10 protein-coding genes are annotated in these 26,120 nt (G+C 51.5%); all 10 read left to right on the top strand.

Annotation, left to right across the window (positions count from 1 at the left end; genetic code table 11):
* Positions 1-113: 113 nt before the first annotated feature.
* A complete protein-coding gene (locus ACTJJS_RS12615; RefSeq protein ID WP_168871310.1) occupies positions 114-1,874 on the top strand; it encodes an ABC transporter ATP-binding protein in 1,761 nt (586 codons plus the stop codon).
* A 243-nt stretch (positions 1,875-2,117) separates the two neighbouring features.
* Positions 2,118-3,293 carry a F0F1 ATP synthase subunit A gene (atpB, locus tag ACTJJS_RS12610; protein ID WP_440663930.1) on the top strand — a complete coding sequence of 392 codons (1,176 nt, stop codon included), beginning with the start codon at positions 2,118-2,120 and terminating at the stop codon, positions 3,291-3,293.
* 37 nt (positions 3,294-3,330) lie between these two features.
* Entirely contained in the window at positions 3,331-3,588 is a 258-nt protein-coding gene (gene atpE, locus ACTJJS_RS12605) for an ATP synthase F0 subunit C (protein WP_078670146.1), read from the top strand.
* A 153-nt stretch (positions 3,589-3,741) separates the two neighbouring features.
* Positions 3,742-4,236: a F0F1 ATP synthase subunit B gene (gene atpF, locus ACTJJS_RS12600; RefSeq protein ID WP_168871312.1), complete on the top strand. Its 495-nt coding sequence runs from the start codon at positions 3,742-3,744 to the stop codon at positions 4,234-4,236.
* A gap of 61 nt (positions 4,237-4,297) precedes the next feature.
* Entirely contained in the window at positions 4,298-4,858 is a 561-nt protein-coding gene (gene atpH / locus ACTJJS_RS12595) for an ATP synthase F1 subunit delta (RefSeq protein WP_440663929.1), read from the top strand.
* An 82-nt stretch (positions 4,859-4,940) separates the two neighbouring features.
* A complete protein-coding gene (atpA, locus tag ACTJJS_RS12590; protein ID WP_168871314.1) occupies positions 4,941-6,518 on the top strand; it encodes a F0F1 ATP synthase subunit alpha in 1,578 nt (525 codons plus the stop codon).
* Between the two features lie 382 nt (positions 6,519-6,900).
* On the top strand, positions 6,901-21,039 hold the full coding sequence (locus ACTJJS_RS12585; RefSeq protein ID WP_440663928.1) for a gliding motility-associated C-terminal domain-containing protein: 14,139 nt from the start codon (positions 6,901-6,903) through the stop codon (positions 21,037-21,039).
* A 25-nt stretch (positions 21,040-21,064) separates the two neighbouring features.
* Positions 21,065-22,066, top strand: coding sequence for a PorP/SprF family type IX secretion system membrane protein (locus ACTJJS_RS12580; RefSeq protein WP_168871316.1), 1,002 nt, complete (start codon positions 21,065-21,067; stop codon positions 22,064-22,066).
* Positions 22,067-22,077: 11 nt separating this feature from the next.
* Positions 22,078-23,751, top strand: a complete 1,674-nt coding sequence (locus ACTJJS_RS12575) for a tetratricopeptide repeat protein (protein WP_440663926.1) — start codon at positions 22,078-22,080, stop codon at positions 23,749-23,751.
* A 205-nt stretch (positions 23,752-23,956) separates the two neighbouring features.
* Positions 23,957-26,113, top strand: a complete 2,157-nt coding sequence (locus ACTJJS_RS12570) for a TonB-dependent receptor (RefSeq protein ID WP_440663925.1) — start codon at positions 23,957-23,959, stop codon at positions 26,111-26,113.
* The last annotated feature ends 7 nt before the right edge of the window (positions 26,114-26,120 follow it).

The raw sequence follows: 26,120 nt of genomic DNA, 5'->3' as shown, positions 1-26,120 counted from the left end.
GTAATATAAACAGGGAGCGCAGCATTTTTTGCGCTCCCTGTTTTTTTATGCAGTTTGCGCTTTTACGATATTGTGCTAGGTTTGTTATATAGTTTAGCTTAAACGTAATTCCATTGGAAAATCTGGCCGTAAAGAAAGTATTTGATTTCAGTTTACTACGACGCATCTTCACATTTGCGGCGCCTTACAAACGGGCATTGTACCTGTCTATGGTGATGACGGTGATCTTCGCCGTGATTTCCCCGTTAAGGCCCTATCTGATCCAGGTTACTGTTGATAAATATATCGCTAACCAGTTACTGCAGATGCTGGTGACCGTCACTATTGTTCAAATCGCTTTGCTGGCGGTAGAAACGGTGGTACGGTTTTATTTTTCCTATCTGACCAACTGGCTGGGACAGTCTGTGGTAAAAGACTTGCGGGTAGCGGTATACAAGAAGATCGTCCACCTGAACCTGGCGTTTTTCGATAAAACGCCGATCGGGACGCTGACCACCCGTACCGTAAATGACATTGAAGCGATCAATGATGTGTTTTCAGAAGGGATTATTTCCATCGTCTCTGATCTGCTGACCATCCTGGCGATATTGGTGGTGATGTTCATCGAAGACTGGCGATTGACGCTGGTCAGCCTGTCGCCCTTCCCGATATTGATTTTTGCCACCTATGTTTTTAAGGAAAGCGTGAATAAATCATTCTACCGGGTGCGCAACGCCGTATCGGCGCTCAATGCCTTTGTGCAGGAGCATCTGACCGGTATGGTGGTAGTACAGGCCTTTACTTCGGAAAAGCGGGAGCAGGCCCGGTTCAAACAGATCAACAAGGAGCACCGCAAGGCGAATATAGACGCCATTTTTGCGTATTCCGTGTTTTTCCCGGTGGTGGAAATCATCCTGGCCATCTCGCTGGGACTGATGGTATGGTGGGGGTCCAACAAGGTGTTGAATTATGAAGTGACCCAGGGGGTGATGATCGCTTTTATTATGTACCTCAACATGCTGTTCCGTCCGTTGCGTATGCTGGCCGACAAGTTCAATACCCTTCAAATGGGTATGGTGGCCAGTGAGCGGGTGTTCAAGATCCTGGACAACCAGGATTACATTCCGGACAGGGGGCATGAGAAGGGAGAGCAGATGAAAGGCGCTATCACGTTTGACCACGTGTCTTTTGCTTATGTAGATGACCGTTATGTGTTGAAGGATGTTACCTTTCATGCTAATCCGGGCGATACGGTGGCGATCGTGGGGCATACCGGTTCCGGCAAGACCACCATTATCAGCATCCTGAACCGTTTGTACGAAATTCAGAAAGGCAGTATTAAGATCGATGATATTGAGCTGCCGGCTTATTCGCTGGAGGCGCTGCGTAGCAGGATAGGGGTAGTGTTGCAGGACGTGTTCCTCTTTTCCGGCTCTATTTACGATAACATTACCCTGCATAACAAGGCCATTACCCGGGAGCAGGTGGAAGAGGCTTCCCGGCTGATCGGGATACATGACTTCATTATGCAGTTGCCCGGCGGGTATGACTACCAGGTGATGGAGCGCGGCAGTACCTTGTCTTTAGGGCAGCGTCAGCTGATTTCCTTTGTGCGGGCGTTGTTGTACAACCCGGCTATTCTGATCCTGGATGAAGCTACCTCTTCCGTAGATACTGAATCTGAGATGATGATCCAGCAGGCTATTGACAAGCTGATAGCAGACCGTACCGCGGTGATCATTGCGCACCGGCTGTCTACCATCAGTAAGGCTGATAAAATTATCGTGCTGGACAAGGGAGAGATCAAGGAGATGGGCACCCATGAGGAGTTGCTGAAACTGGAGGGTTTTTATTACAAGCTGCACAGTATGCAGTTCAACGCCAATAAGGTATAAGAATATCATCTGCTGCGGCCTTGACGCAGTTGCAAGTATGTTGCATAAATGATGAAAAAATATATATGGCAGATCGCTAAAAGATCTGCCATTTTTTATGTTCATTTCTTGAGAGGCGGCATGTGGCAACAGTGATTTAACGTGTTGGGTATCAATATATTTACATTATCCACATCATTTTTTCCATAGTCGCTGAATTTTTGACATAAAAACGTTTATCTTTGCGCAAAATTTCAGAAAACGGTGATTTCTTTCAATAAGTTCAAACACAGAGTGGTAGCACTTGTGATGGTTTTAGGCCTTCACGGTTTTGGTAATTTTTCCTATGCAGCGCCTGCAGAAGGTTCTGAACATGCAACAGAGGGGCATGCAACAGAACAGCCTGCTCATGGTGAAGAAGCGGCAGAACCCAAAAAATTTGATGCTAAGGAAGTAATTCTCGGTCACGTTAAGGATGCCTATGACTGGCATTTTTTCAGCATTGGCGAGTCACATTACAGTGTGCCGCTGCCGGTTATCATTTATAACCCTGCGCGTGGTCTTTCTGTATTTTCCGCTTCTCATTTCCACCATGGTCATGAGGCCTACGAAGGTTACCGTATTGTAAATGCGCACTATCTGCACGAGAAAGGCCTGGACCCGGCGAAATTCATAGAAGGCAGGGTTATCGCAGTGGATGCGAACGATATGCCTACCAGTGAAACGATCTATGATTTCTCCATGACAAAGAACGTTACTTCCATGCTGATCGCAGCCATTCTGCTGATCGTATTGATGCTGAACGTAGCTAAGGCTTACCGTGTACGTGGTTCCAAAAAAGCGCCTAAAGGTTTCCAGAGCCTGGTAGAGCCGGTGATCATCTTCATGCGTGACGAGGTGGTGAAACCAAACATCCCTGGTAAAAAAGGTGAAAAGTATGTACCGTTCATACTGACCATATTCTTCTTTATCCTGATCAACAACCTGTTGGGCCTGTTGCCTGGTTCTGCCAACGTGACCGGTAATATCGCGGTGACTGCCGCACTGGCCATCATCAGCTTTATAGCCACTATGCTGGCCACCAACAAACATTTCTGGGGCCACATCTTTAACCCTCCGGTGCCTTTTGGCGTAAAGGTTATCCTGGCTCCGGTAGAGTTGATCGGTGTGTTTACCAAGCCTGTTTCCCTGATGATCAGGTTGTTCGCCAACATTCTGGCAGGTCACATTATCATCCTGAGTATTATTTCCCTGGTGTTCATATTTGGTTCTCTGAATAAAGCCGCCGGTTACGGCTTCCTGCCGCTGACCATTGTCTTCAACATTGTAATGATGATGCTGGAGCTGCTGGTAGCATTTATTCAGGCGTTCATTTTTGCCAACCTGACAGCTGTATTTATTGGCCAGGCCATGGAAGGTGGACATGATGACCACCATTAATCAATAGTAATTTCTTAAATACAAATACATATTCATTATGGCACTTTTGACTGTTTTATTGCAGGCTGCTGCTGCATCTGGTTTAGCTAAAGCTGGTGGTGCTGTTGGTGCTGGTATCGCTGCTATCGCTGCTGGTATCGGTGTGGGCAACATTGGTAAAAGCGCTCTGGAGTCTATCGCTCGTCAACCAGAAGCTGCTAACGACATCCGTGCGAACATGATCCTGGCTGCTGCGCTGGTTGAGGGTGTTGCCCTCTTCGGTGTAATCGCTGGTCTGCTGGCGGTAGTTCTGTAAGCCAAACTTTTTACTGCATCCGGCGCACAGGGCAATGGATGCAGTAATCTTTCATTTCGGCATTTTATTATTTGGAGATTTATTGATCTCTCGATTGCTGAAATCAGTAAATGTCTAAATATCTAAATATCAAAATAATAAAATTCAAATAACATGGATCTGTTGCTCCCTGCGTTAGGTTTGTTTGCAATTTCATTCGTCATTTTCATCATCGTATTCCTGATCCTGAAAAAATTTGCCTGGACTCCGATCCTCGCTACTTTGAAAGAAAGGGAAGGCTCTATCGCAGACTCCATTGCTTCTGCTGAAAGAGTAAAAGAAGAAATGGCGCAGATGAAAGCTGAGCATGAGCATGTACTGGCTGAAGCTAAAGCTGAAAGAAGCAAAATTCTGAAAGAAGCAAAAGAGGCGAAAGACGCGATCATCAGTGAAGCGAAAGCGCAGGCACAGGCGGAAGCTAAAAAAATCATCTCTGAAGCCTACACTGCTATCGAAAACCAGAAAATGGCTGCGTTAACGGATGTGAAAAACCAGGTGGGCAGCCTCGTGGTTGAAGTGGCTGAGAAAGTGCTGAGAAGAGAACTGTCTGATAAATCAGCACAGGAATCTTATGTGAAACAACTGGCCGGAGAAATTAAACTGAATTAAGATATTAACTGTTGGCCTCCGGTGATTGCCGGAGGCTGACGGCTTAAAGTTATAAGCATATATGCAGAATCCCCGTTTAGCATCAAGGTATGCGAAATCATTGATTGACCTGGTTCAGGAGAAGGGCCAGCTGGAAGCGGTGCAGAACGACATGCTGTTCCTGCAGCAACTGGTGAAGTCTAACCGCGATGTGGTGAGTTTGCTGAGAAGCCCGATCATCAAGGCCGATAAAAAGCAAAAAATCATGGCCGCCATCCTGGATGGCCGTGTAAGCGCTACCACGCTGGCTTTTGTCAACCTGCTGATCACCAAGGCGCGTGAATCTTTCCTGCCTGAAATTGCAGTGGAATACACCCGCCAGTACAACATCATTAAAAATATCAGTGTAGTGAAGATCACGACAGCGGTGGAGCTGGACAGCGCTACCCTGGACACGATCCGTCAGAAAGTGGCCAGTGAGATACCGCAGCAGGTACAGCTGGAAACTGCCGTGGACGCAGACTTGATCGGTGGTTTTGTACTCGAAGGCAACGACAAGCTGTTCGATGCTTCCGTAGCACGCGACCTGCACGATATTAAAAAACAATTCAGTCAGAATATTTACGTATCCGCGATACGCTAAATGAAAACAGCAGCCGCTGCGTACACGCAAAGCTGTTGTCGTTATACTAACTTTTTTAACGACTTTTTTTAAAAGCATAATTATGGTTGATATTAAACCTGATGAAATTTCGGCGATATTACGCCAGCAGTTAAGCAACTTCAATGCTTCTGCCGATCTCGAAGAGGTAGGTACAGTATTGTCGGTGGGTGACGGTATCGCCCGCATTTACGGTTTGGGAAATGTGCGTTATGGTGAACTGGTTGAATTTGGCAATGGCGTAAAAGCAATTGCATTGAACCTGGAAGAAGATAACGTAGGTGTGGTATTGATGGGTGAGTCTCAGGATATCAAAGAAGGTGATAAAGTGCGTCGTACCGGTAAAATCGCTTCCATCAACGTGGGCGAAGGTCTGGTAGGCCGTGTGGTAAATACACTGGGCGAACCTATCGATGGTAAAGGCCCTATCTCCGGTCAGCTGTACGAAATGCCACTGGAACGTAAAGCTCCAGGCGTATTGTTCCGTGAGCCGGTAAAAGAACCGCTGCAGACTGGTATCAAAGCGATCGACGCGATGATTCCTATCGGCCGTGGCCAGCGTGAGCTGGTGATCGGTGACCGTCAGACTGGTAAAACAGCTATCTGTATCGACACCATCATCAACCAGAAAGAATTCTATGACGCAGGTAAACCTGTGTTCTGTATATACGTAGCCGTAGGTCAGAAAGCATCTACTGTTGCGGGTGTAATGAAAACTTTACAGGAAGCCGGTGCCATGGCTTACACTGTGATCGTTGCTGCTTCTGCATCTGAGCCTGCTCCGCTGCAGTTCTACGCTCCGTTCGCCGGTGCTGCTATCGGTGAGTTCTTCCGTGACAGCGGCCGTCCTGCCCTGATCGTGTACGATGACCTGTCCAAACAGGCCGTTGCTTACCGTGAGGTGTCCCTGCTGCTGAAACGTCCTCCAGGCCGTGAGGCTTATCCTGGTGACGTATTCTACCTGCACAGCCGTCTGCTGGAACGTGCAGCGAAAATCATCAACAATGATGAGATCGCTAAAAACATGAACGACCTGCCTGAGTCTATCAAACACCTGGTAAAAGGTGGTGGTTCCCTCACTGCATTGCCGATCATCGAAACACAGGCATCTGACGTATCTGCGTATATCCCTACCAACGTAATCTCCATCACCGATGGCCAGATCTTCCTGGAAGGTAACCTGTTCAACGCCGGTGTACGCCCTGCGATCAACGTAGGTATCTCTGTAAGCCGTGTGGGTGGTAACGCACAGATCAAATCCATGAAGAAAGTATCCGGTACCCTGAAACTCGACCAGGCACAATACCGCGAAATGGAGGCCTTCTCCAAATTCGGTGGTGACCTGGATGCTGCTACCAAAGCAGTTATCGACAAAGGTGCCCGTAACGTGGAAATCCTGAAACAAGCTCAGTTCAGCCCGCTGCCAGTTGAAAAACAAGTAGCGATGATCTACCTGGGTACCAACGGCCTGCTGCGCGATGTTCCTGTTAAACAGGTACGTGCGTTTGAAGAAGCCTTCCTGAACGAAATGCAGGTCCGTCTTGCTGACGTACTGAATGAGTTCAAAAAAGGCAACCTGCCTGAAGATGGTATCAAAAAAATGATCACCCTGGCTAATGAACTGAAACCACGGTTCATCTAATCAAGCACTTAATCCTTTTTATAAAGAAGCCTCTGCCCATTATATGGCAGAGGCTTCTTGTTTTATACGTTATCCAATACGATTATTTAAAAAATATGATATAAATAATATTTACATATTATTTATTTTCAGCCTGTTACGGATTTTTTTAACGTAGATTTTTTTTATTAATTGAACCGGCCTTTTTATATTTGGTCACAATCGCAATTAAACTGACCAAGATCGAATTGCTGTTTTTACCCCGTTCATGACCTTTACCACCCTTTAGACGATTTATCATTTCCGATTTTCTATTTCTACTAGTGTTACTGGTTGCATGTGAGAAGTCATGACTGTTTGTGTCCCGTCCCGGCCAGAGATACTCCGTCTAAATGTATTGTCTATGGATGTATGTCTACGTTTGTTCCTGTGCGTGGTAAAAAGAATGGTCCGTATCCGCCCGGATGCCTGGCGCTTCGTATGTGCCTGCCTGTTATTATCCCTGACGGCCCGCGCGCAATTTACCATCACCGAAAATTTTAAAAGCAGTTCTACCGGCAACGTTACCCTCGGTGGCGCCGCCAAACTGACTTCCGGCGTAGACGACCCCGTAGGCCAGGGATGGCTGCGGCTCACAGAAGATGTGGGCAACCAGGTAGGTTATGCCTTCGTCAATGCCGGGTTCCCGTCTACACTCGGCGTACTGATGGACTTTGAATATGTGGCCTGGAGACGTAGTAACCCCAGTCTGGGTGGCGGCGACGGCTTTTCTGTATTTCTGTTCAACGATAACATTACTGCTTCCACGTTCAGCCTCGGCTCCAGAGGTGGAAGCCTGGGATATGCACAGTCCACCTCTACCGGCAATACCGGCCTGGCAGGTGGTTACGTAGGCGTAGGCATCGATGAATATGGTAATTTCGCTAACTGCAGCGAAGGAAAATCAGGCGGCGTATCCACCAACTGCGGCACACTTTACCGTGATTATATCTCGGCCCGTGGACCGGCACCCAATTACTCCTACCTTGGCAGCAGTTCAGTTGGCACTTCCCTGGACTATGATGTGGTCACCAGCACACGTCCCACGCCCACACAGTTTTACCGCCGCGTGCAAGTGACGATACTGCCCACCGGTACCGGACAATACACCCTCACGGTAAAATCCACTAACGTGCAGGGAGGCACACTGCAAACGCTGTTTGGCCCCATCACCCTCACTTCCCCGCCACCGGCCCGTATGAAACTGGGCTTCGCCGCTTCTACCGGCGGCGCCTATAACCGCCATGAGGTAAGAAACCTGATCATCACCACGCCCGGTAACATCCGTATACAGAAACTGGTAGATAAGCCCATTGCCAAAGTAGGGGACGCACTCACCTATAAGGTCACTGTTTACAACGAAACAACTTCTGCGCTCAGCGGGCTGCCGCTACAGGACGTGTTTTCTCCGGCCAACGGATTCAATATTTCCAACGTTGCTTTTTCCAATGACGGCTTTGCTGGTAATACCGCCACCGGCTATACGAACACCAGTTTCTCCAATGCTACGCTGAACATGCAGGCCAGCAGCACCAGCACTTTTACGGTCACGGGCACCGTGGCTTCCATGCCACCGGGAAAAGTACTGACCAATAAGGTATGGGTGACCCCGTCTGCTACAGGCATCACAGACCCCGACGCGTCGAACGATACCTCCAGCGTTTCCACCAATATCATAGCGCCCGACCTGGCTATTGCCAAAACTCATAACGGCAACTTACGTAAAGGGCTAAACGGTAATTATGTACTGACCATTTCCAATAACGGCGCCGATGCCAAGCCGGACGTCAGCCAGGTGACGGTGACAGATGTTATTCCCACAGGGCTTACTGTTACCGGAACGCCCACAGGCACCGGCTGGAGCATTAACATGGCCGGAGCTACGATGACGGCTACACGTCAGGACGTACTGGCGGCCGGCGCTTCCTATCCGCCTATTACCATTCCGGTGAAAGTGTCTGTAGGCGCGCCTGACAGCATTACCAATACAGCCACGGTGGCAAATGCATTTGAAGCTAATACCGCCAATAATATTGCTACCGATGTAGTGGATACCCGGCGTAATATAGACCTGCAGGTAGTGTCGTCTGTATCTCCGCCCAACAAACAGGGATGTCTGAATACGCCGTACAATATCCAGATCAACATTCGCAACAACGGGCCTGACTCAGCGGTGAATGGCAAATTCAGTTTCAGCGTACCCACCGCCATCAACAATATTTCCTTGGTAAGCCGCACGATCACCGCAGGTGGCGGTTCTTTCGGCATTGGCAGCTCCATTCCCAATATCGGGTATACCGATTCTGTTACCCTCAGCAGTGGCGCCGCGGCTACGTATGTTTTTTCCGTTGTCGTTACCACACAGGCGCCTGCTGACCTGGCCATCTTCGAAGCCAGCCTGCTGCGCTCAGCTACTGACCTCGACGTGGATGCTTCTGATCCTGCGGTGGCGGTGCCTACCAACTCTAACCATGAGTGCGATGCTGCGCCATCGGGGGGAGGGTGTAACAATATTCTGCGTGATACCACTTTTGTCCGTAATAAACCTACGACTTCCAATGCCGGTACTGATCAGGCATTGTGCAGCGTAACGTCTGCCACGCTAAGCGGTAACAATCCGGTTACCGGTACCGGCACCTGGCGACAACTGACCGGTCCAAATACAGCTACCATCGCCAATCCCAACCTGGCCACTACCGGCGTGAACAACCTGGTGACCGGCACCTACACTTTTGAATGGGCGATAAACAACGGTAGTTGCGCGGCTTCTGCGGACACTATGCTGCTCAGGATAGACGCATCAGCCAGTCTTCCGCTGGCAGGGCCGGACCAAAACCTTTGCAGCGTCACCGCCACTACGATGGCGGCTACTGCGCCGGTGGTAGGCACCGGCGGTTGGCGCCAGCTCAGCGGGCCCAATACCGCCATCTTTGCCGATACTACCAAAAATAATACGGGTGTCAGCGGCCTGGTAACCGGTAGTTATGCTTTCGCATGGACTACCCGCAACGGTTCCTGTCCGGCGCTGGCCGATACAGTGATCGTGAATATCAGTGCGCCGGGACCGGTAGCTAATGCAGGCCCTGACCAGCAGCTGTGTAACGTCACCGGCACTACGCTGGCAGGTAATACTGCTGCACCGGGAACGGGTACCTGGACACAGATCGCGGGGCCTAATGCGGTGACCGTTGTCAGCCCTAACCAGAATAATACGGCATTGCAGAACATGGTGCCAGGCATTTACCAGCTGGTGTGGACCATCCGTAGCGGCGCCTGCGCTACTACGGCCGATACTGTACAAATCACGGTAAATGCAGCACCGACTGCTGCCAATGCTGGTCCGGACCAGACCAAATACAACAACGGCCTCTTTACCATGAGCGCCAATACACCTGTAAATGGTACGGGCAGTTGGGCCGTGATCAGTGGTACCGCTACCGTCACAAGCAACAGCAACCCAAATACCAACGTCACGCTGCAACCCAATACCAGCGCCACGCTTACCTGGACGATCACCAACGGCAACTGTCCCGCTTCCGTGGATACGGTGGTGCTAACCTACCGGCGCCAGGCCGATCTGAAAATCACCAAATCTGATGCGGGCAATACCTATAAAACCGGCAGCCCGCTCGTATATACGTTAACGGTAGAAAACCTCGGTCCCTCTGACATTACCGGCGCCTCTATACAGGACGTGCTACCGGCATTGATGAGTAACCCGTCATGGACGGCTGTTACGACCGGTGCAGGCGTTTCTTTAAGTACTACCTCTGGCAGCGGGCCTACCATCACCACTACGGCTAACATACCTTTTGCCACAGGTAACAAAGTAGTGATTACTGTCAGAGGCACGGTAGCGTCAACCGCCAAAGGAGGAGACGTGATGGCTAATACCGGCGTGGTGGCCTCTCCGGCAGGCATGCCAGACCCTGACCAGAGCAACAATACTTCTACCGTGACAGGCACCGTGCCCAACAATCCACCGGTGGCAGTGAATGATCAATACACAACGCCACGCGATGTGGCAGTAAGCGGTAACGTACTGACAAACGACAGTGACCCGGAAAACCAGCCGCTAACGGTAACGGCTACACCGGTTACGCTGCCGGCGCACGGCCAGGTCGTGCAACGTGCCGACGGTACGTTTACCTATACGCCTGATCCCGGATTTACCGGTACAGATTCCTATGTGTACCAGGTATGTGACAACCAGGGCGCCTGCGCTACCGCTACGGTGACCATACAGGTAACAGCTGCCGTGACAGACCTGGTGGTGGCTAAAACGGCTACGCCGTCCACTGTGGTGGCCGGGCAACCGTTGACCTATACTATTACCATTACCAATAACGGCCCGTCCACTATTCAGCCTAATGAAATTATTAAGGTGGCGGATTCGCTGCCGGCAGGTTTCCTGGGCGTAGTTTTTTCCGCTGCTGAAGGAACATATGATCCCGTTAGTCAGCAGTGGTCAGGACTGACGCTGCCTCCCGGAAAATCTGTTGTCCTGACTGTTACCGGAAAGGTAGCATCGCAATTCAGTGGCAGCAGCCTGCGTAATGTCGTGTACCTCACGCCGCCCGCCGGAGATGTGGACCCCGGCGTTGACAGCGCATCTGTTGTAACGCCTGTGGGCAGGAGTGTGGAGGTGACTGTAGATAAGACAGACAATACACCATTATATGTCCCGGGTGCAACAACGCAGTATAAGATCACGGTGGTGAACAAAGGCCCTTCCGATCTGATGGGCGCTACCTTCCGGGACCCGCTGCCCGCAGGCATTACCGTCGCCTCATGGACAGCCGTTTCTCCTGACGGAGCGCAGCCTGCGATTTCCGGTAACGGGGCTATTGACCAGCAGTTAAATCTCCCGGCAGGTTCAACTATCGTATATACGTTGACGTTAAACATTCCGGCTAATTTTACCGGCTCATTGGTGAATACGGCCACAGCCACTATTCCGGCCGGTTACACAAACATTAGCCCTGCGCGTAACACTTCTACTGACACAGATGACCCTGATCCGCAGTACAGCATTACCGTGTCTAAGTCCGGCCCTGCGCAAGCGGTAGCCGGTGACAGTATTACCTATCAGCTGCAAATTACCAACGCGGGTCCTTCAGACCTGCGGAATGCTGCCGTGGCAGACATATTACCTGCTGCCATACAGAACGCTTCCTGGACAGTTGCCGTACAAGGTAGCGCCGCTGCCAGCCAGACGACCGGTACCGGTAATGTGAATTTCACTGCCAGTATTCCGGCAGGTAATAACAACAGTGTCCTGGTGACTATCAAAGGACTGATCAACCCTGCCGCTACCGGCAGCTTTACCAATACCGCCACCGTTACACCGTCCGGCAAAACACCGGTATCCTCCAATACTGTTAATACTGTTCTCAACAAGAAGACCGGCCTTACCCTTTCCAAGGCAGGACCGGCATCCGGGACCGTAGTAGCCGGAAATAGCATCAGTTATCTGATCAGGCTGACCAATGCCGGTCCGTCTGACGCCAACGGTATTATACTACAGGATTTAGTCCCTGCCAATATTCAGAACGTTACGTGGAACGTAACTGCGCTGGGTGTGGCTTCTGTGGCTTCCGGCGCACCAGTGTCCGGCAGTGGTAATGCGGTACGGACCACAGTAAACCTCCCTGCCGGTGCGGCCAACATCGTACAGGTGCAGGTAAGCGGCGTTGTGAACGCCGCCGCTACCGATACGCTGGTAAATACCGCCACAGCAACGTTGACAGGAGTTGATTCCGCTACTGCCACCAATAAAACAGTTGTGCTGGTACAACCAGGTTTACAGGTAAAGAAATCCGGACCTGCTACCGTTAATGCAGGTACCGCCATCGTGTATACGGTGACGGTAGGCAATACCGGTCCGTCTGATGCCGTGAACGCTACTATTACCGACCTCGTTGGACCTAACTCCATTCGTAATGTCAGCTGGACTGCCACCGCTTCCGGTTCGGCCGTTGTCAACAGCGGCGCTTCCGGCGCGGGTAATAATGTAAGTGTGAATGCGAATATTCCTGCCGGCGGTAATAATGAAATAACCATTACTATCACCGGCACTGTGATGAGCAGCGCTACCGGTAGTATCGTGAACACCGCCACTGTGACAGTGCCTGGTAAACAGCCGGCGAACTCCAATGAGGTAGTGACTACCATCGGACAACAGCCAGGGCTGGTCATCACGAAACAAGGGCCAGCCACCGCTACAGCCGGCGGAACCCTGTTGTATGTGCTGAAGCTGACCAATACCGGTCCTTCTGATGCCTACAACGTGGCTTTTGCGGATACCATCGCAGCAGCGGTGCAGAACCCTTCCATTACCACTACCAGCTTCGGTAATGCCAGGGTGGACTCCAAAGACGTGACCAACCATATTGCCCATGTGGTGGCTGATGTCCCTGTGGGAGACAGTAACTACGTGTTGATGCTGATAGCAGGTAAGATAGATCCTGCCTTTAGCGGTCAATTCACGAACCGGGCCACCGTAGATGCCGGTGGCGGACATACCGCTGTTTCAGAAGTAGTGGTGACAACCGTACGCAATGTACCGGCACTAAGCCTGAGCAAAAGCGCTCCTGATACAGTGGCCGCAGGGCAGCAGTTAACCTATACCGTGACTGTCGGCAATCATGGATTGTCTGATGCTCAGGGAGCGATTATTACAGACGCAGTACCCGCAGACCTTATCAATGTGAGCTGGACGGCCACAGCTGCCGGAAGTGCCGCCGTTACCACCGGTGCTACCGGTACAGGCAACAATATTCAGGTGACCGGTAATATTCCTACCGGTAACGATCATACGATTTTGATCACTGTCACAGGTACAGTTTCGCCGTCCTTTAGCGGTGTGCTGACAAACTTTGCCAACGGAACAGCTGGCGGACAACCGCCGGTAATGTCTGATACCGTTAACACGGTGGTAATCAATAAACCACAATTGCAGATTAGCAAGTCCGGTCCGGCCAGCATATCGGCCGGAGGCCAGATCACCTATGTGGTCACAGTTACCAATGCCGGTCCTTCCGACGCACAGAACGTGAGCATTACAGACATGATTGACACCACCATACAACATGTACAGTGGCAGTCCGTAGTATCTGGCGGTGCTACCATCAGTAACGGTGCTACCGGTAGCGGCAACCAATTGCAGGTCACAGCCAGTATTCCGGCCGGTACCGGTAAAGTAACAATGACCATACAGGGTACCGTGAATCCTGCTGCTGCCGGTACATTGAGCAATGTGGCCACAGCAGGAGTAACAGGTCAGCCATCTGTGGAGAGCGAGGTATCTACCATGGTACTCAATAATCCCCAGATATCACTTATTAAAACAGGTCCGGCGCAGATCAATGCCGGTGAACAGATCACCTACCGCCTGGTAGCTACCAATTATGGCCTGTCTGACGCCCGTAACCTGAAGATCCAGGACGTAGTGCCCCCGCAGATCAGCAATGTTGCCTGGAGTACATCTGTGGCTGCAAACGGCGTGGTACTGACCGGCAATAGCGGTAGTGGCAATAATATTCTGGTGACCGGTAATCTGCCTGCCGGTACGGGCAATCATATATTCGTTGACGTTACCGGCACCGTAGCGCCGGGATATACTGGTATACTGCGTAACAACGGCTATGTGGCCATGCAGGCAAAAGATACCGTCTGGAGCGATACCGTGGTCACAAATGTGCAGAACAAACCGTCGCTGCAAATTATGAAGGCAGCGCCGGATACTGTGGCAGCAGGTGGTGATATCACCTTTACACTGACGGTTACCAACCCGGGGCCATCAGATGCTGCCAGTGTAACCATCACCGATGCTGTGCCGGCATTTGTACAGAACATCAGCTGGTCGGCACAGGCAAGGGGCACCGCCACCCTGCAAACCGCCAACGGTGCAGGCAGCAATAATATACCCGTTACCGGTACACTGCCGGCAGGCGCTGGTAATATGATCATTATCACTATCCATGGTACAGTAGACCCGGCGTTTACAGGTGATATTTCCAATGTGGCGCAGGCCGCTGCCGCAGGGCAACCGCCTGTAACGTCCAATACGACTACCACACATGTGGTGAAGCAAGTGTCGTTGGCCGTGGTGAAAGCCGGCCCTGACAGGATTGCTGCAGGGGCATATATCACGTATCTGATGGGCTTCAGAAACTATGGGCCATCCAACGCCACGGGTGTACAGTTCCGGGATACGGTGCCTGCTGCCATTCATAACGTAAGCTGGGCTGTGATCGGATTGGGCAACACAGTGATTACTGCCGGCCAAACCGGTACGGGCAACCAGATTGCCGTTACTGCTGATATGCCCTCCGGCGCACCGGTGAGCAGCGCATTGGTGGTGGTACAGGGCATTGTAGATGCCAACTATACCGGACCGGCGCTGGTTAACATAGCGAATGTGTCTTCTCCGGACCAACCGGTACCGGCCCGTGATACAGCAGTCACCACTATCTATAGCCAGTCTAACCTGGATATCGTGAAGAACGGGCCCGGCAAAGCGTTTGCCGGCGACCAGATAAAATACACTGTCCATCTGGCCAATAACGGTCCTTCCGATGCAGTGAATATATCCATCAATGATGTGATAGATCCGGCTATTCAGCAGCCGGCATGGACGGCTGCTGCCACCGGTGCGGCTACGGTCAGCGCTGCCAGTGGTTCCGGTAATGTTGCACTGACAGGCAGTATTCCGGTCGGCGCCGGCAATGGTATCGATATAACGGTAACGGGCATACTGAACCCTGACTTTACCGGCACTACGCTTTCCAATACTGCTACCGCAGTTATCAGTGGTCAGCCGCCGGTATCCTCTACAGTTAATACCAGCGTGGGCCGCAGTGGCAGCCTGCGTGTGGTGAAGAGTGCCCCGGGCAGTGCTGTAGCGGGTTCCAACATTACTTATATCGTTACCGTGAGGAATGCCGGTCCTTCCAACCTGAAGGGTGTCACTATCCACGACGCTATCCCGCCTGGTATTCTCCAACCGGTATGGACAGCAGTGTCCTCAGGCCCGAACACCATTGTGTCTACTGGCAGCGGTACCGGCAATGTAGACTTCACCGCAGATATGGCCGCTGATACCAGCAGCATTACTATCACGGTGAAAGGAAAAATAGATCCATCTACCGTTAACGGTACCAATATCAGCAATACTGTAACGGTAACGCCTCCGGCAGATGTGGACAATCCTCAGCCGGTGAATGCTACCGCCATTACAGCGGTCAGCCGTCAGGCCGATCTTGTAATGGTGAAATCCGGCCCGGCCAACATCAATGCTGGCCAGGATATTACCTATCAGCTGCAAATCACCAACCGTGGCGTTTCTGACGTAGATCATGCGGTGATTGTTGATGCAATACCATCCAGCATTATCATCAACAATGCTACAGCGGTCACCACGGGCAATGCAGCTGCTGTGGCGCCGGTGATTACCGGCAATACCGTCACCCTCACCGGTGATATTGCTGCAGGCAACGGCAACGGCATTACTGTGACCATCAATGGCACCGTAGATCCTTCTGCTACCGGCACCATCAGCAATACCGCTACCGTAACGCCTCCAGCCGATGTGACGGAAACTATTCCGGCCAATAACAGCAGTAGCGTGTCTACCGTCATCACGACCGATATCGGTGTATTGCTGTCTAAATCCGGCCCCGCATCGGTGAATGTAAATGATCCGATCTCCTACACCATTGTGTTGACGAATACCGGGCTTTCCGATGCAACAGGCATCACCATTGCTGATGCGGTGCCCGCTGACATTACTGTCAACAGCTGGACCGCCACTGTTAGCGGCAATGCCAGCGTATCACAGGCCAGCGGCACGGGTAATAACATCACCCTGACCGGTGCAATAGGCGGCAGCAGCTCCGGTATGATCACCATCACCGTGAATGGTACCGTGAAAACCACCGCAGCGGCGACCATCACTAATACCGTGATCGTGGAAGCAGGGGGCACCAAAACCAGTTCCGTAGTCACTTCTGTGAACCGGTCAGTAGACCTGCGCATCAGCAAGTCCGGGCCAACAGCCATGTTCGCCGGCGAAACAATTGATTATGCGCTCACAGTAACAAATAATGGTCCGGCTGATGCCATGGGCGCTTCCATACAGGATGTGGTGCCTGCCGCTGTAAGGAATGTGACCTGGACTGCTACTGCTACAAATGGTGCTGTTGTGAGCAGCAGCAGCGGCATAGGCAACAATATCTCCTTAAATGCAGATATCCCTGCTTATAGCGGGGAAGTCACCATACAGGTGAAAGGCGTTGTAGATCCGGCCTTCACCGGAACCCTGGTGAACACTGCCACTGCCATGCCGCCGGCCGGGGTAATCGATCCGTTGCCGGCTATCGCCACTGTTAGTACTGTGGTGACAGCTTCTACCGGCATCTCTATTGTAAAATCAGGCCCGGCCAATACCGTGGCAGGTAACAGTATCGCCTATACGTTACTCGTCCGTAATAACGGGCCATCCAATGCTACCGGTGTTATTATCCGGGATACTATGCCTGCGGCGGTGACCAACGTCAACTGGAGCGGTACCGCCAGCAACGCCACTATTACCAATCCGGGCACCGGCACCGGTAATGTGGACCTGACAGCCGATATCCCGGCGGGCGGCGCTGTTACGGTGACCATCAACGGAACAACAGATCCTTCATTTGACGGCACCATCAGTAACAGAGCTGTTGCCGGAACAACGCTGAGCAATACGGTGGATACCCGTATTACCAATACGCCAGGACTGGTGATCACCAAATCCGGTCCGGCTACATTAGCTGCCGGCAGCAACATTTCCTATAGCATCGCGGTGACCAATAATGGCCCGTCTACCGCTGTAGGCGCCACTATCACTGATGTGTTGCCGCAACAGCTGCAGCATGCCACCTGGACAGCGACAGCCGCCAACGGTGCTGCAATTACGGGGGGTAACATCACCAACGGCAGCAGCAATGTGAACTTCAAAGCAGATATCCCTGCCGGCGGTACTGTCATGGTGACGATCAATGCACAGACAGATGCTGCCGCCCCGGCCGGCGCCATTACCAACGTTGCGGCCATCACGCCGGCCAATGGCATACCGGTAACCGATACGGCGCAAACAATATTAACACAGCTGAGCAAACTGCGGGTGGTGAAGGCCGGTCCCGATTCTGCCGCCGCCGGTAGTATGATGACATACACCATTGATGTGTATAATGACGGCCCGTCCGATGCTGCCAATATCCAGATCGCTGACCTGCTGCCGGTTCAGTTGCAACAGGTAAGCTGGTCAGCCAACAGCAATGGCGGAGCGACCATCAACGGAGGCAATCTGCAGAACCAGACCGGTAATGTAACGCTGACAGCTAATATTCCGCAGGGCAGCGGTAACAGTGTACATATCACCATTAGCGGCGTCTTGCAGGCTTCCTTCGCCAATACAGACACCATCGGTAATACGGCCACGGCTACACTGAACAACGTCATCACGCCATCGAACCGCGTGCTGACGATTGTATACAACAAGGCCGCAGTGCAGCTTACAAAATCCGGCCCGGCTACCGTGGCTGCCGGCGGACATATCAGTTATAGCCTGGTGCTTAGCAATGGCGGTCCGAGTGATGCCGCCAATATCCAGGTGAGCGACCTGTTGCCGGCACAGCTGTTGAACCCTGTGTGGTCTGCTACAGCATTTGGCAATGCATTGATACAGGGCGGTAATATCTCTAATCACGCAGGCAATGTGACGCTGACAGCCGGAGTGCCGGCAGGTGCTGCCAACCGCGTTGTGATCACCGTAGAAGGGGATACTGACCCTGCACTGGCAGGTACTATTACCAATACCGCCAGCTATACATATGGCGGTAATACTGTTAATACGCCACCGGTGGTTACCACCGTCACCTCGCAGACAGCGCTGCAGCTCAGCAAGTCCGGTCCGGATACGCTGGCCGCCGGCAGCAGTATTACTTATACTTTACAAGTCACCAATAACGGGCCTTCCAATGCAACAGGCATTACCATCGCTGATGTGGTGCCGGCAACAGTAAGCAATGTAACATGGACGGCCACCGGCAGTAACGCGGTGATATACGGCAGCAGCGTTGGCACAGGCAACAATGTGAGTGTGAAAACTGATATACCGGCTGGCGCAGGTCATAGCGTACTTGTCACCATTACCGGCACTATTGCTTCCAATGCGACTGGTATCGTGAAGAATACAGCCACTGTATCCAATAATACCGGCGTGGTAGCGCAGGATAGTGTGCAAACACAGCTGGTACAGCATCCCGGGGTGGTATTTGCGAAGTCAGGCCCGGCGAAAGCCGCCGCCGGCAGCGCGATCGTATACACGCTAAACCTCAGCAATACCGGCCCGTCCGACTTGTTGAATGCCACCATTGCAGACGTTATTCCACCGCAAATAGGACAGGTGTCCTGGAATATTGTTGCACAGGGCGCTGCCTCGCTGGCTGCCGGCACGCCGGTATCCGGTACCTCACAGCAGCTCTCCTTTAAAGGCAATGTGCCAGCGGGAGCAGGCAACAGTATACAGGTGATCATCCATGGTGTGATTGCTCCGGATTTCACCGGTACCATTACCAATACCGCCCTGACTACCGATGATAACGGTCAGGTATATTCGTCGTCGGTGACAACAGTTGTCACCAACCAGGCAATGCTGGCTATTACCAAAACAGGCCCGCAGCTAGTGAGCGCCGGCGGTACGATCACCTATGTACTTACTGCGACCAACCTGGGACCATCCAATGCGCAAGGCATCCGTATTACCGACATTGTCCCTGCCGGCGTAACAAATGTCACCTGGCAGGCAGCGGCTGAGGGGCACGCCACCGTGACCGCCAATACCAGTGGAAGTGGCAATAATGTAAACGTAGCCGGCAACATCGATGCGGGAGCGGGTAACAGCATCCGGGTGATCATCAATGGAAAGGTGGCTGCTAGTGCCGCCGCCGGCGGCATTGCCAATAGTGCGTTACTGACTACCGCCGATGGCCGTCAGGTACCCAGTGATACGGTAACAACCAACATCATCAAGACTACCGCCGTTGGACTGGTAAAAGTAGCTCCGGCAACAGCCGCCGCGGGCGACAGCATCCAATATGACGTCATTGTTTCCGATCCGGGTATCAGTGACCTCAGCCTGGTAACAGTACAGGACATAGTGCCTGCCACTATTACAGGCATACGCTGGACCACCACAGTGACCGGTACCGCCCGGGTGATCAGCGGTGGCAGCGGCAGCGGTAATACGATCAATGTCACCGCCATGGTACCTGCCGGCGGAGACAATATGCTCCATATCCTCGTAAAAGGACAGATAAGTCCGGTCTTTGCCGGTGTGCTCACCAACAACGCCACCGCCACCGCTGAAGGCAATACCTTTAATGCATCTGCCACCACTACGGTGCAGCGAAATCTTGACCTGTCTATCGACAAATCCGGTCCGCCAACGGCCAGCACCGGCGATACCATCAACTACATCCTTACTGCCAGGAATAATGGTTTGGCCGCAGGAGACGGCGCAGTGGTTACGGATGTATTGCCTGCAGGCATTGATAATATCAGCGGGGCAGTACTTACCGTAAATGGCGGCGCCGCCAATGTGAAGGTAGATGTCAGCAACGGTACCATAACGGCCACCATCGGCACATTCCCCGCCGGGGGAGAGGTAAGGCTGGGCGTCCGGGGCATAGTGCCGCAACCGGCCACGCTGAGCAATACCGCCACAATTATTGCCCCGAATGGTGCTATTGATACCAATCCGGCCAACAATACAAGCGGGACAATTGTTACAAAAGTGGAACAACGGCTGCTCCTGAAACTGGCTGACCTCCAGTTGAAAAAAGTGCTGCTGAACAATGAGCCGTTGCAAACAGGTGGTAAGGCCGTATTCCGGATAACACTGACCAACGCCGGCCCGGATTCAGCACAGACTATCGTGGTGAGGGATACGCTTACCGGTAACCTTGATCTTATTGGTGGAATTGATGTAAGTGCGGGTGTCACCCATTATGATGCGGTGTCAAGGATCGTAGTGTGGGAAGTGCCGGTAATGGCATCCGGGCAAACTGCCACGATGCAGCTGACCGCACGTATCAACAACAAGGGCACCGTCGTGAATGCAGCTACCGTCACCAGTGCAGTAAAAGATCCGGACTTGTCTAACAACACGGCTGTTACACAGCCGGTGACGGTATCAGGTGATGATATCTTCATCCCCAATGTGATCACGCCTAACGGCGACGGCAAAAACGATCGCTTTATTATCATCGGTATCTCCCGTTATCCTAATTCATCGCTCTTTATTTATAACCGTTGGGGTAATCAGGTATATCAATCCAAAAACTATCAGAATGAATGGGATGGCCATGGATTGAGCGAAGGCACTTATTACTACGTACTGAAGCTCAGAGCGGCAGACGGAAGCGAAAGGTCTTACAAAGGATGGATAGAATTGATGAGGTAATCATGTTAAAAACCGGTCCACACATATGACAAAGAGATTATTATTACTTGTATGCGGCTGCATCGGGCTAATGACAGCCACTGCACAGCAAAACGTGCAGTTCAGCCAGTATGTGTTCAATGGCCTGAGTGTAAACCCTGCCTATGCAGGATACAAGCAGGATTGGTATCTGAATGCGATTTACCGCCATCAGTGGGTGGACTTTCCCGGGGCGCCCACCACGGCAGGCATCTCCATTGATGGCCTTACCAACGCCAAAGATGAAAGGGTGGGCGTGGGCGCACAGGTGATGCTGGACAAACTGGGCCCACAGGAAAACCTGTCTGCTTACGGGTTCTACTCTTATCGCATTCCACTGGACGAGGAAGATACCCGGCGCCTGTGTATAGGTATTGGTGGGGGCATCACCCAATACAGCGTAGATGGTACCGCGTTGAAATATGTGGACGATCTGGACCAGGCCATCCCGCTGGGCAAAACCTCCAAGATAGTGCCCGATGCACGTTTTGGCGTGTATTATTACACGCCGAAGTTTTATATCGGCGCTTCAGTGATGGACCTGTTCTCCCTCTATTCCGCGAATATCAACTATTACTGGGGAGGATACAATTACAATACGTTGAAGAAAACACAACATCTGTACCTCACTGCCGGTTATCTGCTCAACCTCTCGGAAAGCCTGAAATTAAAGCCATCGCTGATGGTGAAGGAAGATTTTAAAGGGCCTACCAATGTGGACCTCAATGCTTTTCTGTTGATAGCAGACCGCTTGTGGGTGGGAGGTTCCTATCGTACCGGTGTGAAACTGTGGAGCAAACCGGCGCTGTCCAAAGACCTCGAACAACTGGATGCCGCCAGTGTACTGGTGGAATTTTATGCGACGCCGCAATTGCGCATTGGTTATGCCTACGATATTACTGTGAGTAAAATGGCCAGTTATCAGCAGGGATCACATGAAATCTCCGTAGGCTTCCTGTTCAACAGTAAAAAATACGAATCCCGTACCCGTAGCCCGAGGTACTTTTAAATATAGCAGGCATGAGAAAAACACTGATCAATTATTTTGCTACAGGCGTACTTTTTTACATCACCCTGCAGGCCGTAGCGCAGGAGCAGCCGTCTATCAGCAAGACCGCAGACATCCGTTTCCGCCGGGAGGAATATGCGCAGGCGGCAGGACTGTATGAGCGGCTGCTACGTACCCGCGAAGGACGCAAACATGCAGCAGAGATAAAAGAAAGACTGGCCACTTCCTACCGGTTGTATAATCAATATGACAAAGCCGCTTACTGGTACGCCCAGGTGTTGCAGGATAATACTGCCACTCCGGAAGACCGCCTGCATTATGGCGATATGCTGAAAAGCCTCGGCCGTTACGATGAAGCCAGGCAACAATACAACCAGTACCCTGACCAGCAAAGGGTGGCCACCCGTATTGCCGGTTGTGATTCCGCTGTTAAGTGGATGAACCTTCCGGGAGGCGTACACCTGAAAAATGAAACAGGCGTCAACACCGGGAAAAATGACTGGGGCACCACCTGGCATGGTAATCATGTAGTGTTTGTATCAGACAGCGTGCGTAAGGACGTATGGTATATCAAAGGCACGCGTCGTCGCTATGGACGCAACAATGCAGGGTACGGCAAACTGTATGAAGCGGAAAACGGGCAATCCGGTATCGGCTATGTAAAAGATTTCTCTTCCTTTATCAACAACTATCCTTATCACGTAGGCCCGGTGTGTTTCACGCCCGGTGGCGATACGGCTTATGTTACCGTGACTGATCCGGCGCGCCGCGTGCCCTACGACAAAAAGGAAAGACCAGTGTATGGCACCCGGCAGCTGCGGCTGCTGATGTTTGTACGGCAACAGCACAAATGGCAGCCGCCTGTAGCCTTTCCCTATAACAGCAACGACTACTCGATAGGACATGCCGCCCTCAATGAAGCCGGCAATGTTCTGTACATTGCCTCCGATATGCCCGGTGGCAGCGGCGGCACCGATATCTGGTACTGCGAAAAACAAGGCGACAACACCTGGGGAAAACCACAGAACTGTGGACCACAGCTTAATACCGCTGATGACGACGCGTTCCCGGTAACCGGCGCCGAAAATATGTTGTACTACGCCAGTAAGGGTAAAGCCGGTTTAGGCGGCTATGACGTATTTGCGGCCAGTGGCGGCAAAGCTGCATGGACAACACCGGTCAACCTGTTGCCGCCTTTCAATTCCAGTGCAGATGATTTTTACTATGTACCGCAAACGGACCGTGATGGCTTTATCTCATCCAACAGGACCGGCGGTAAAGGAGGCGATGATATCTACAGCTTTAATGCCCCGCCAGCGCTGCCGGAACTGAAACCGCTTCCGGTACCGCTGTTGCGTATACCCTTCACCGTTGACATCTGCGCCAGCACCGCCACCTGCGTTTACCTGTACAACAAAACGAGGGATATGGGATGGTGTTATATGATCATGCCTCCGTCTGGCAAAATAGAAGCAAAACTGGAGCCGGACGCGGAATACGTTATCCGTGTGCATTACCCTGATCATGTGGAAAGCGTGGAGTTTGACACCAAAAACATGAATGAAACAACACCGGTCAACAAGTCCATTTGTCCCACGCCTGCCGTGAAAGAGACACCACAATACCGTCCTGTTAAGCACAAAAAAGGACATGGTCATCCACCTAAAAAGAAAAGAAAAAAGTAAGCAATGGCAGACCACTGCATACTTCCCTGTGACGTGTATGTCATATGACCCCAATATATTGTCCACATTTACCTGCATAAGTACCTCTTAGGAGAGATTATGCAGGTTTTTTTATTTTGATAATCAGTATGTTATAAAATTATTTTAAGATTATTTTGTTTAAGATGTAAACTAGTTTACCTTCGGGTCTCCTAACTCCAAAAATATGTTCAGGATCAACCTCTATCTATCTGTTTTACTTTTTTTACCTGCGGTATTGCTGGCACAGCATAAAATCAGCGGGAAAGTAACGGACAACAAGAAACATCCGTTGCCAGGCGTGAACGTGTACATTAAAGGATCTTACGATGGCACTACCAGCAAAGCTGACGGCAGCTTTACATTTACCACTACAGAAGCGGGAGAACGTATATTGGCTGCTACCTTAAGCGGCTATCAGCCTCTGGAAATAAAAATCAATACAGAGAGCGGAGAACAGCTGTCCATTATTCTGAAAAATGCGGCCAATGCGCTGCGGGTCGTTACTATTTCTGCCGGCAGCTTTGAAGCCAGCGACGATAAAAAAGGCACCGTGCTGAAACCGCTGGACATCGTGACCACGGCGGGTGCTGGTGCAGATATCGTCAACGCTATCAAAACACTGCCGGGAGCGCAACAGACCAACGATCGTGAAGGCCTGTTTGTACGCGGCGGCACCGGCTATGAAACACAGACATTAATTGACGGCATGCTGGTACGGAACCCGTTTTCTTCCAGTCTGCCGGACGTACCGGGACGGGGCCGTTTTTCCCCCTTTCTTTTTAAAGGCACTACTTTCAGCAGCGGCGGCTATTCCGCGCAATATGGCCAGGCGCTTTCTTCTGCCTTAGTGCTGGAATCCACTGACCTGCCCCAGCGCTCTTCTTCCAGCGTGGGCCTTTCGGTGATCGGTGCCAGTGCAGGTGTGGAGAACCTTTCCCGCGATAAAAAATCTTCCTGGGGCGTGGAAGGCGATTATACCAACCTGGCTCCTTACTTTCAGGTGATGAAGCCCAAACAGACACCCAACCTTGGTCCGGAAATTATCGGCACTTCCCTGAATTTTCGCAGGAAAACATCTTCCACTGGGCTGCTAAAGTTCTATGGATACGGCAACTGGAGCAAAATGGGCTTTAGTTCTCCCAGTATTGAATATCCGGGAGATATGGAATCCTATCAGGTCCGTAACGGTAACATTTATACGAACATGACGTACCGCGAAAGCCTGGGAAAAGACTGGCGGATATATGTTGGGGCTTCTTTCAGTAATAACCGCGACAATATCGCCACAGACACGCTCGGTAAAAACCAGACGCCTGCCGATATCCGGGTACGGTCATCGCTTAGCCAGTCACGCGTGATGCTGACCCGTAACATCGGCCAGTTTTCCGCGGTGCGTTTTGGCGGAGAATACCAATATGCCACGGAACAATTTTCCTTTAACCAGCGGCCTTTCAACTACGCTGACAACTATACGGCCGCCTTTGCGGAAAGTGACATCTATTTCACGCCCAGCTTTGTCGGCCGGGTAGGCGGCAGGGCAGAATATACCTCTGTGCTGGCGAAGATGAACATCGCCCCGCGGGTGTCACTGGCGTATAAAATGGACAACTACAGCCAGTTCTCTGTGGCATACGGCGATTATTACCAGAAGCCCGAACCGCAGTATATCCGCTTTGACCACGGTCTCGGCTATATGAAAGCCACCCATTACATCGTCAGCTATCAGCGCGTGGCGTCTGACTATACTTTCCGGACAGAGCTCTTCTATAAGCAATATGCTGATCTGGTGAAGACAGTGCCCTACTACAGCAATAACGGGAAGGGATATGCGAAAGGCATAGAGGTGTTCTGGCGGGACCGGAAAAGCATCAAAAACGTGGACTACTGGATTTCGTATTCCTACCTCGATACCAAACGTGACTATCTGAATTATCCGAAAGAAGTGCAGCCTGACTTTGCCGCTACGCATACGGCCAGCCTGGTATACAAACATTTTTTCCCAAAACTGAGCACTAACCTCGGGCTTACCTATACCTTCGCCACCGGCAGGCCTTACTACAACCCAAACCTGCCGGCTGATAAGTTTATGTCAGATAAAACCATAGATTACCATGCGCTGGGCGTCAGTGCCAGTTATCTGACCACTATCCGCAAGGCGTTTACCATCTTTGTGCTGAGCGTGAGCAATGCGCCGGGCAATAAACAGGTGTTCGGTTACCGTTATTCCAGTGATGGGTTGCGCCGGGGAGAAATTACTCCCAACGTACCACGGTTTATTTTCCTGGGGATGTTTATGAACTTCGGTATAGACAGAAGACAGGACGTTATCAATAACTTATAATTCACAC

The organism is Chitinophaga sp. 22308 (genome assembly GCF_052045305.1).
In the GTDB taxonomy this organism is placed as follows: domain Bacteria; phylum Bacteroidota; class Bacteroidia; order Chitinophagales; family Chitinophagaceae; genus Chitinophaga; species Chitinophaga varians_A.
This window is presented reverse-complemented; position numbering and strand designations above follow the sequence as displayed.

Bases quoted from the DNA above. Each gene is read 5' to 3' on its own strand.
- ACTJJS_RS12570 (WP_440663925.1), top strand. From the start codon at position 23,957: ATGTTCAGGATCAACCTCTATCTATCTGTTTTACTTTTTTTACCTGCG.
- ACTJJS_RS12575 (WP_440663926.1), top strand. From the start codon at position 22,078: ATGAGAAAAACACTGATCAATTATTTTGCTACAGGCGTACTTTTTTAC.
- atpF (WP_168871312.1), top strand. From the start codon at position 3,742: ATGGATCTGTTGCTCCCTGCGTTAGGTTTGTTTGCAATTTCATTCGTC.
- ACTJJS_RS12585 (WP_440663928.1), top strand. From the start codon at position 6,901: ATGGATGTATGTCTACGTTTGTTCCTGTGCGTGGTAAAAAGAATGGTC.
- atpE (WP_078670146.1), top strand. From the start codon at position 3,331: ATGGCACTTTTGACTGTTTTATTGCAGGCTGCTGCTGCATCTGGTTTA.
- atpA (WP_168871314.1), top strand. From the start codon at position 4,941: ATGGTTGATATTAAACCTGATGAAATTTCGGCGATATTACGCCAGCAG.
- ACTJJS_RS12580 (WP_168871316.1), top strand. From the start codon at position 21,065: ATGACAAAGAGATTATTATTACTTGTATGCGGCTGCATCGGGCTAATG.
- atpH (WP_440663929.1), top strand. From the start codon at position 4,298: ATGCAGAATCCCCGTTTAGCATCAAGGTATGCGAAATCATTGATTGAC.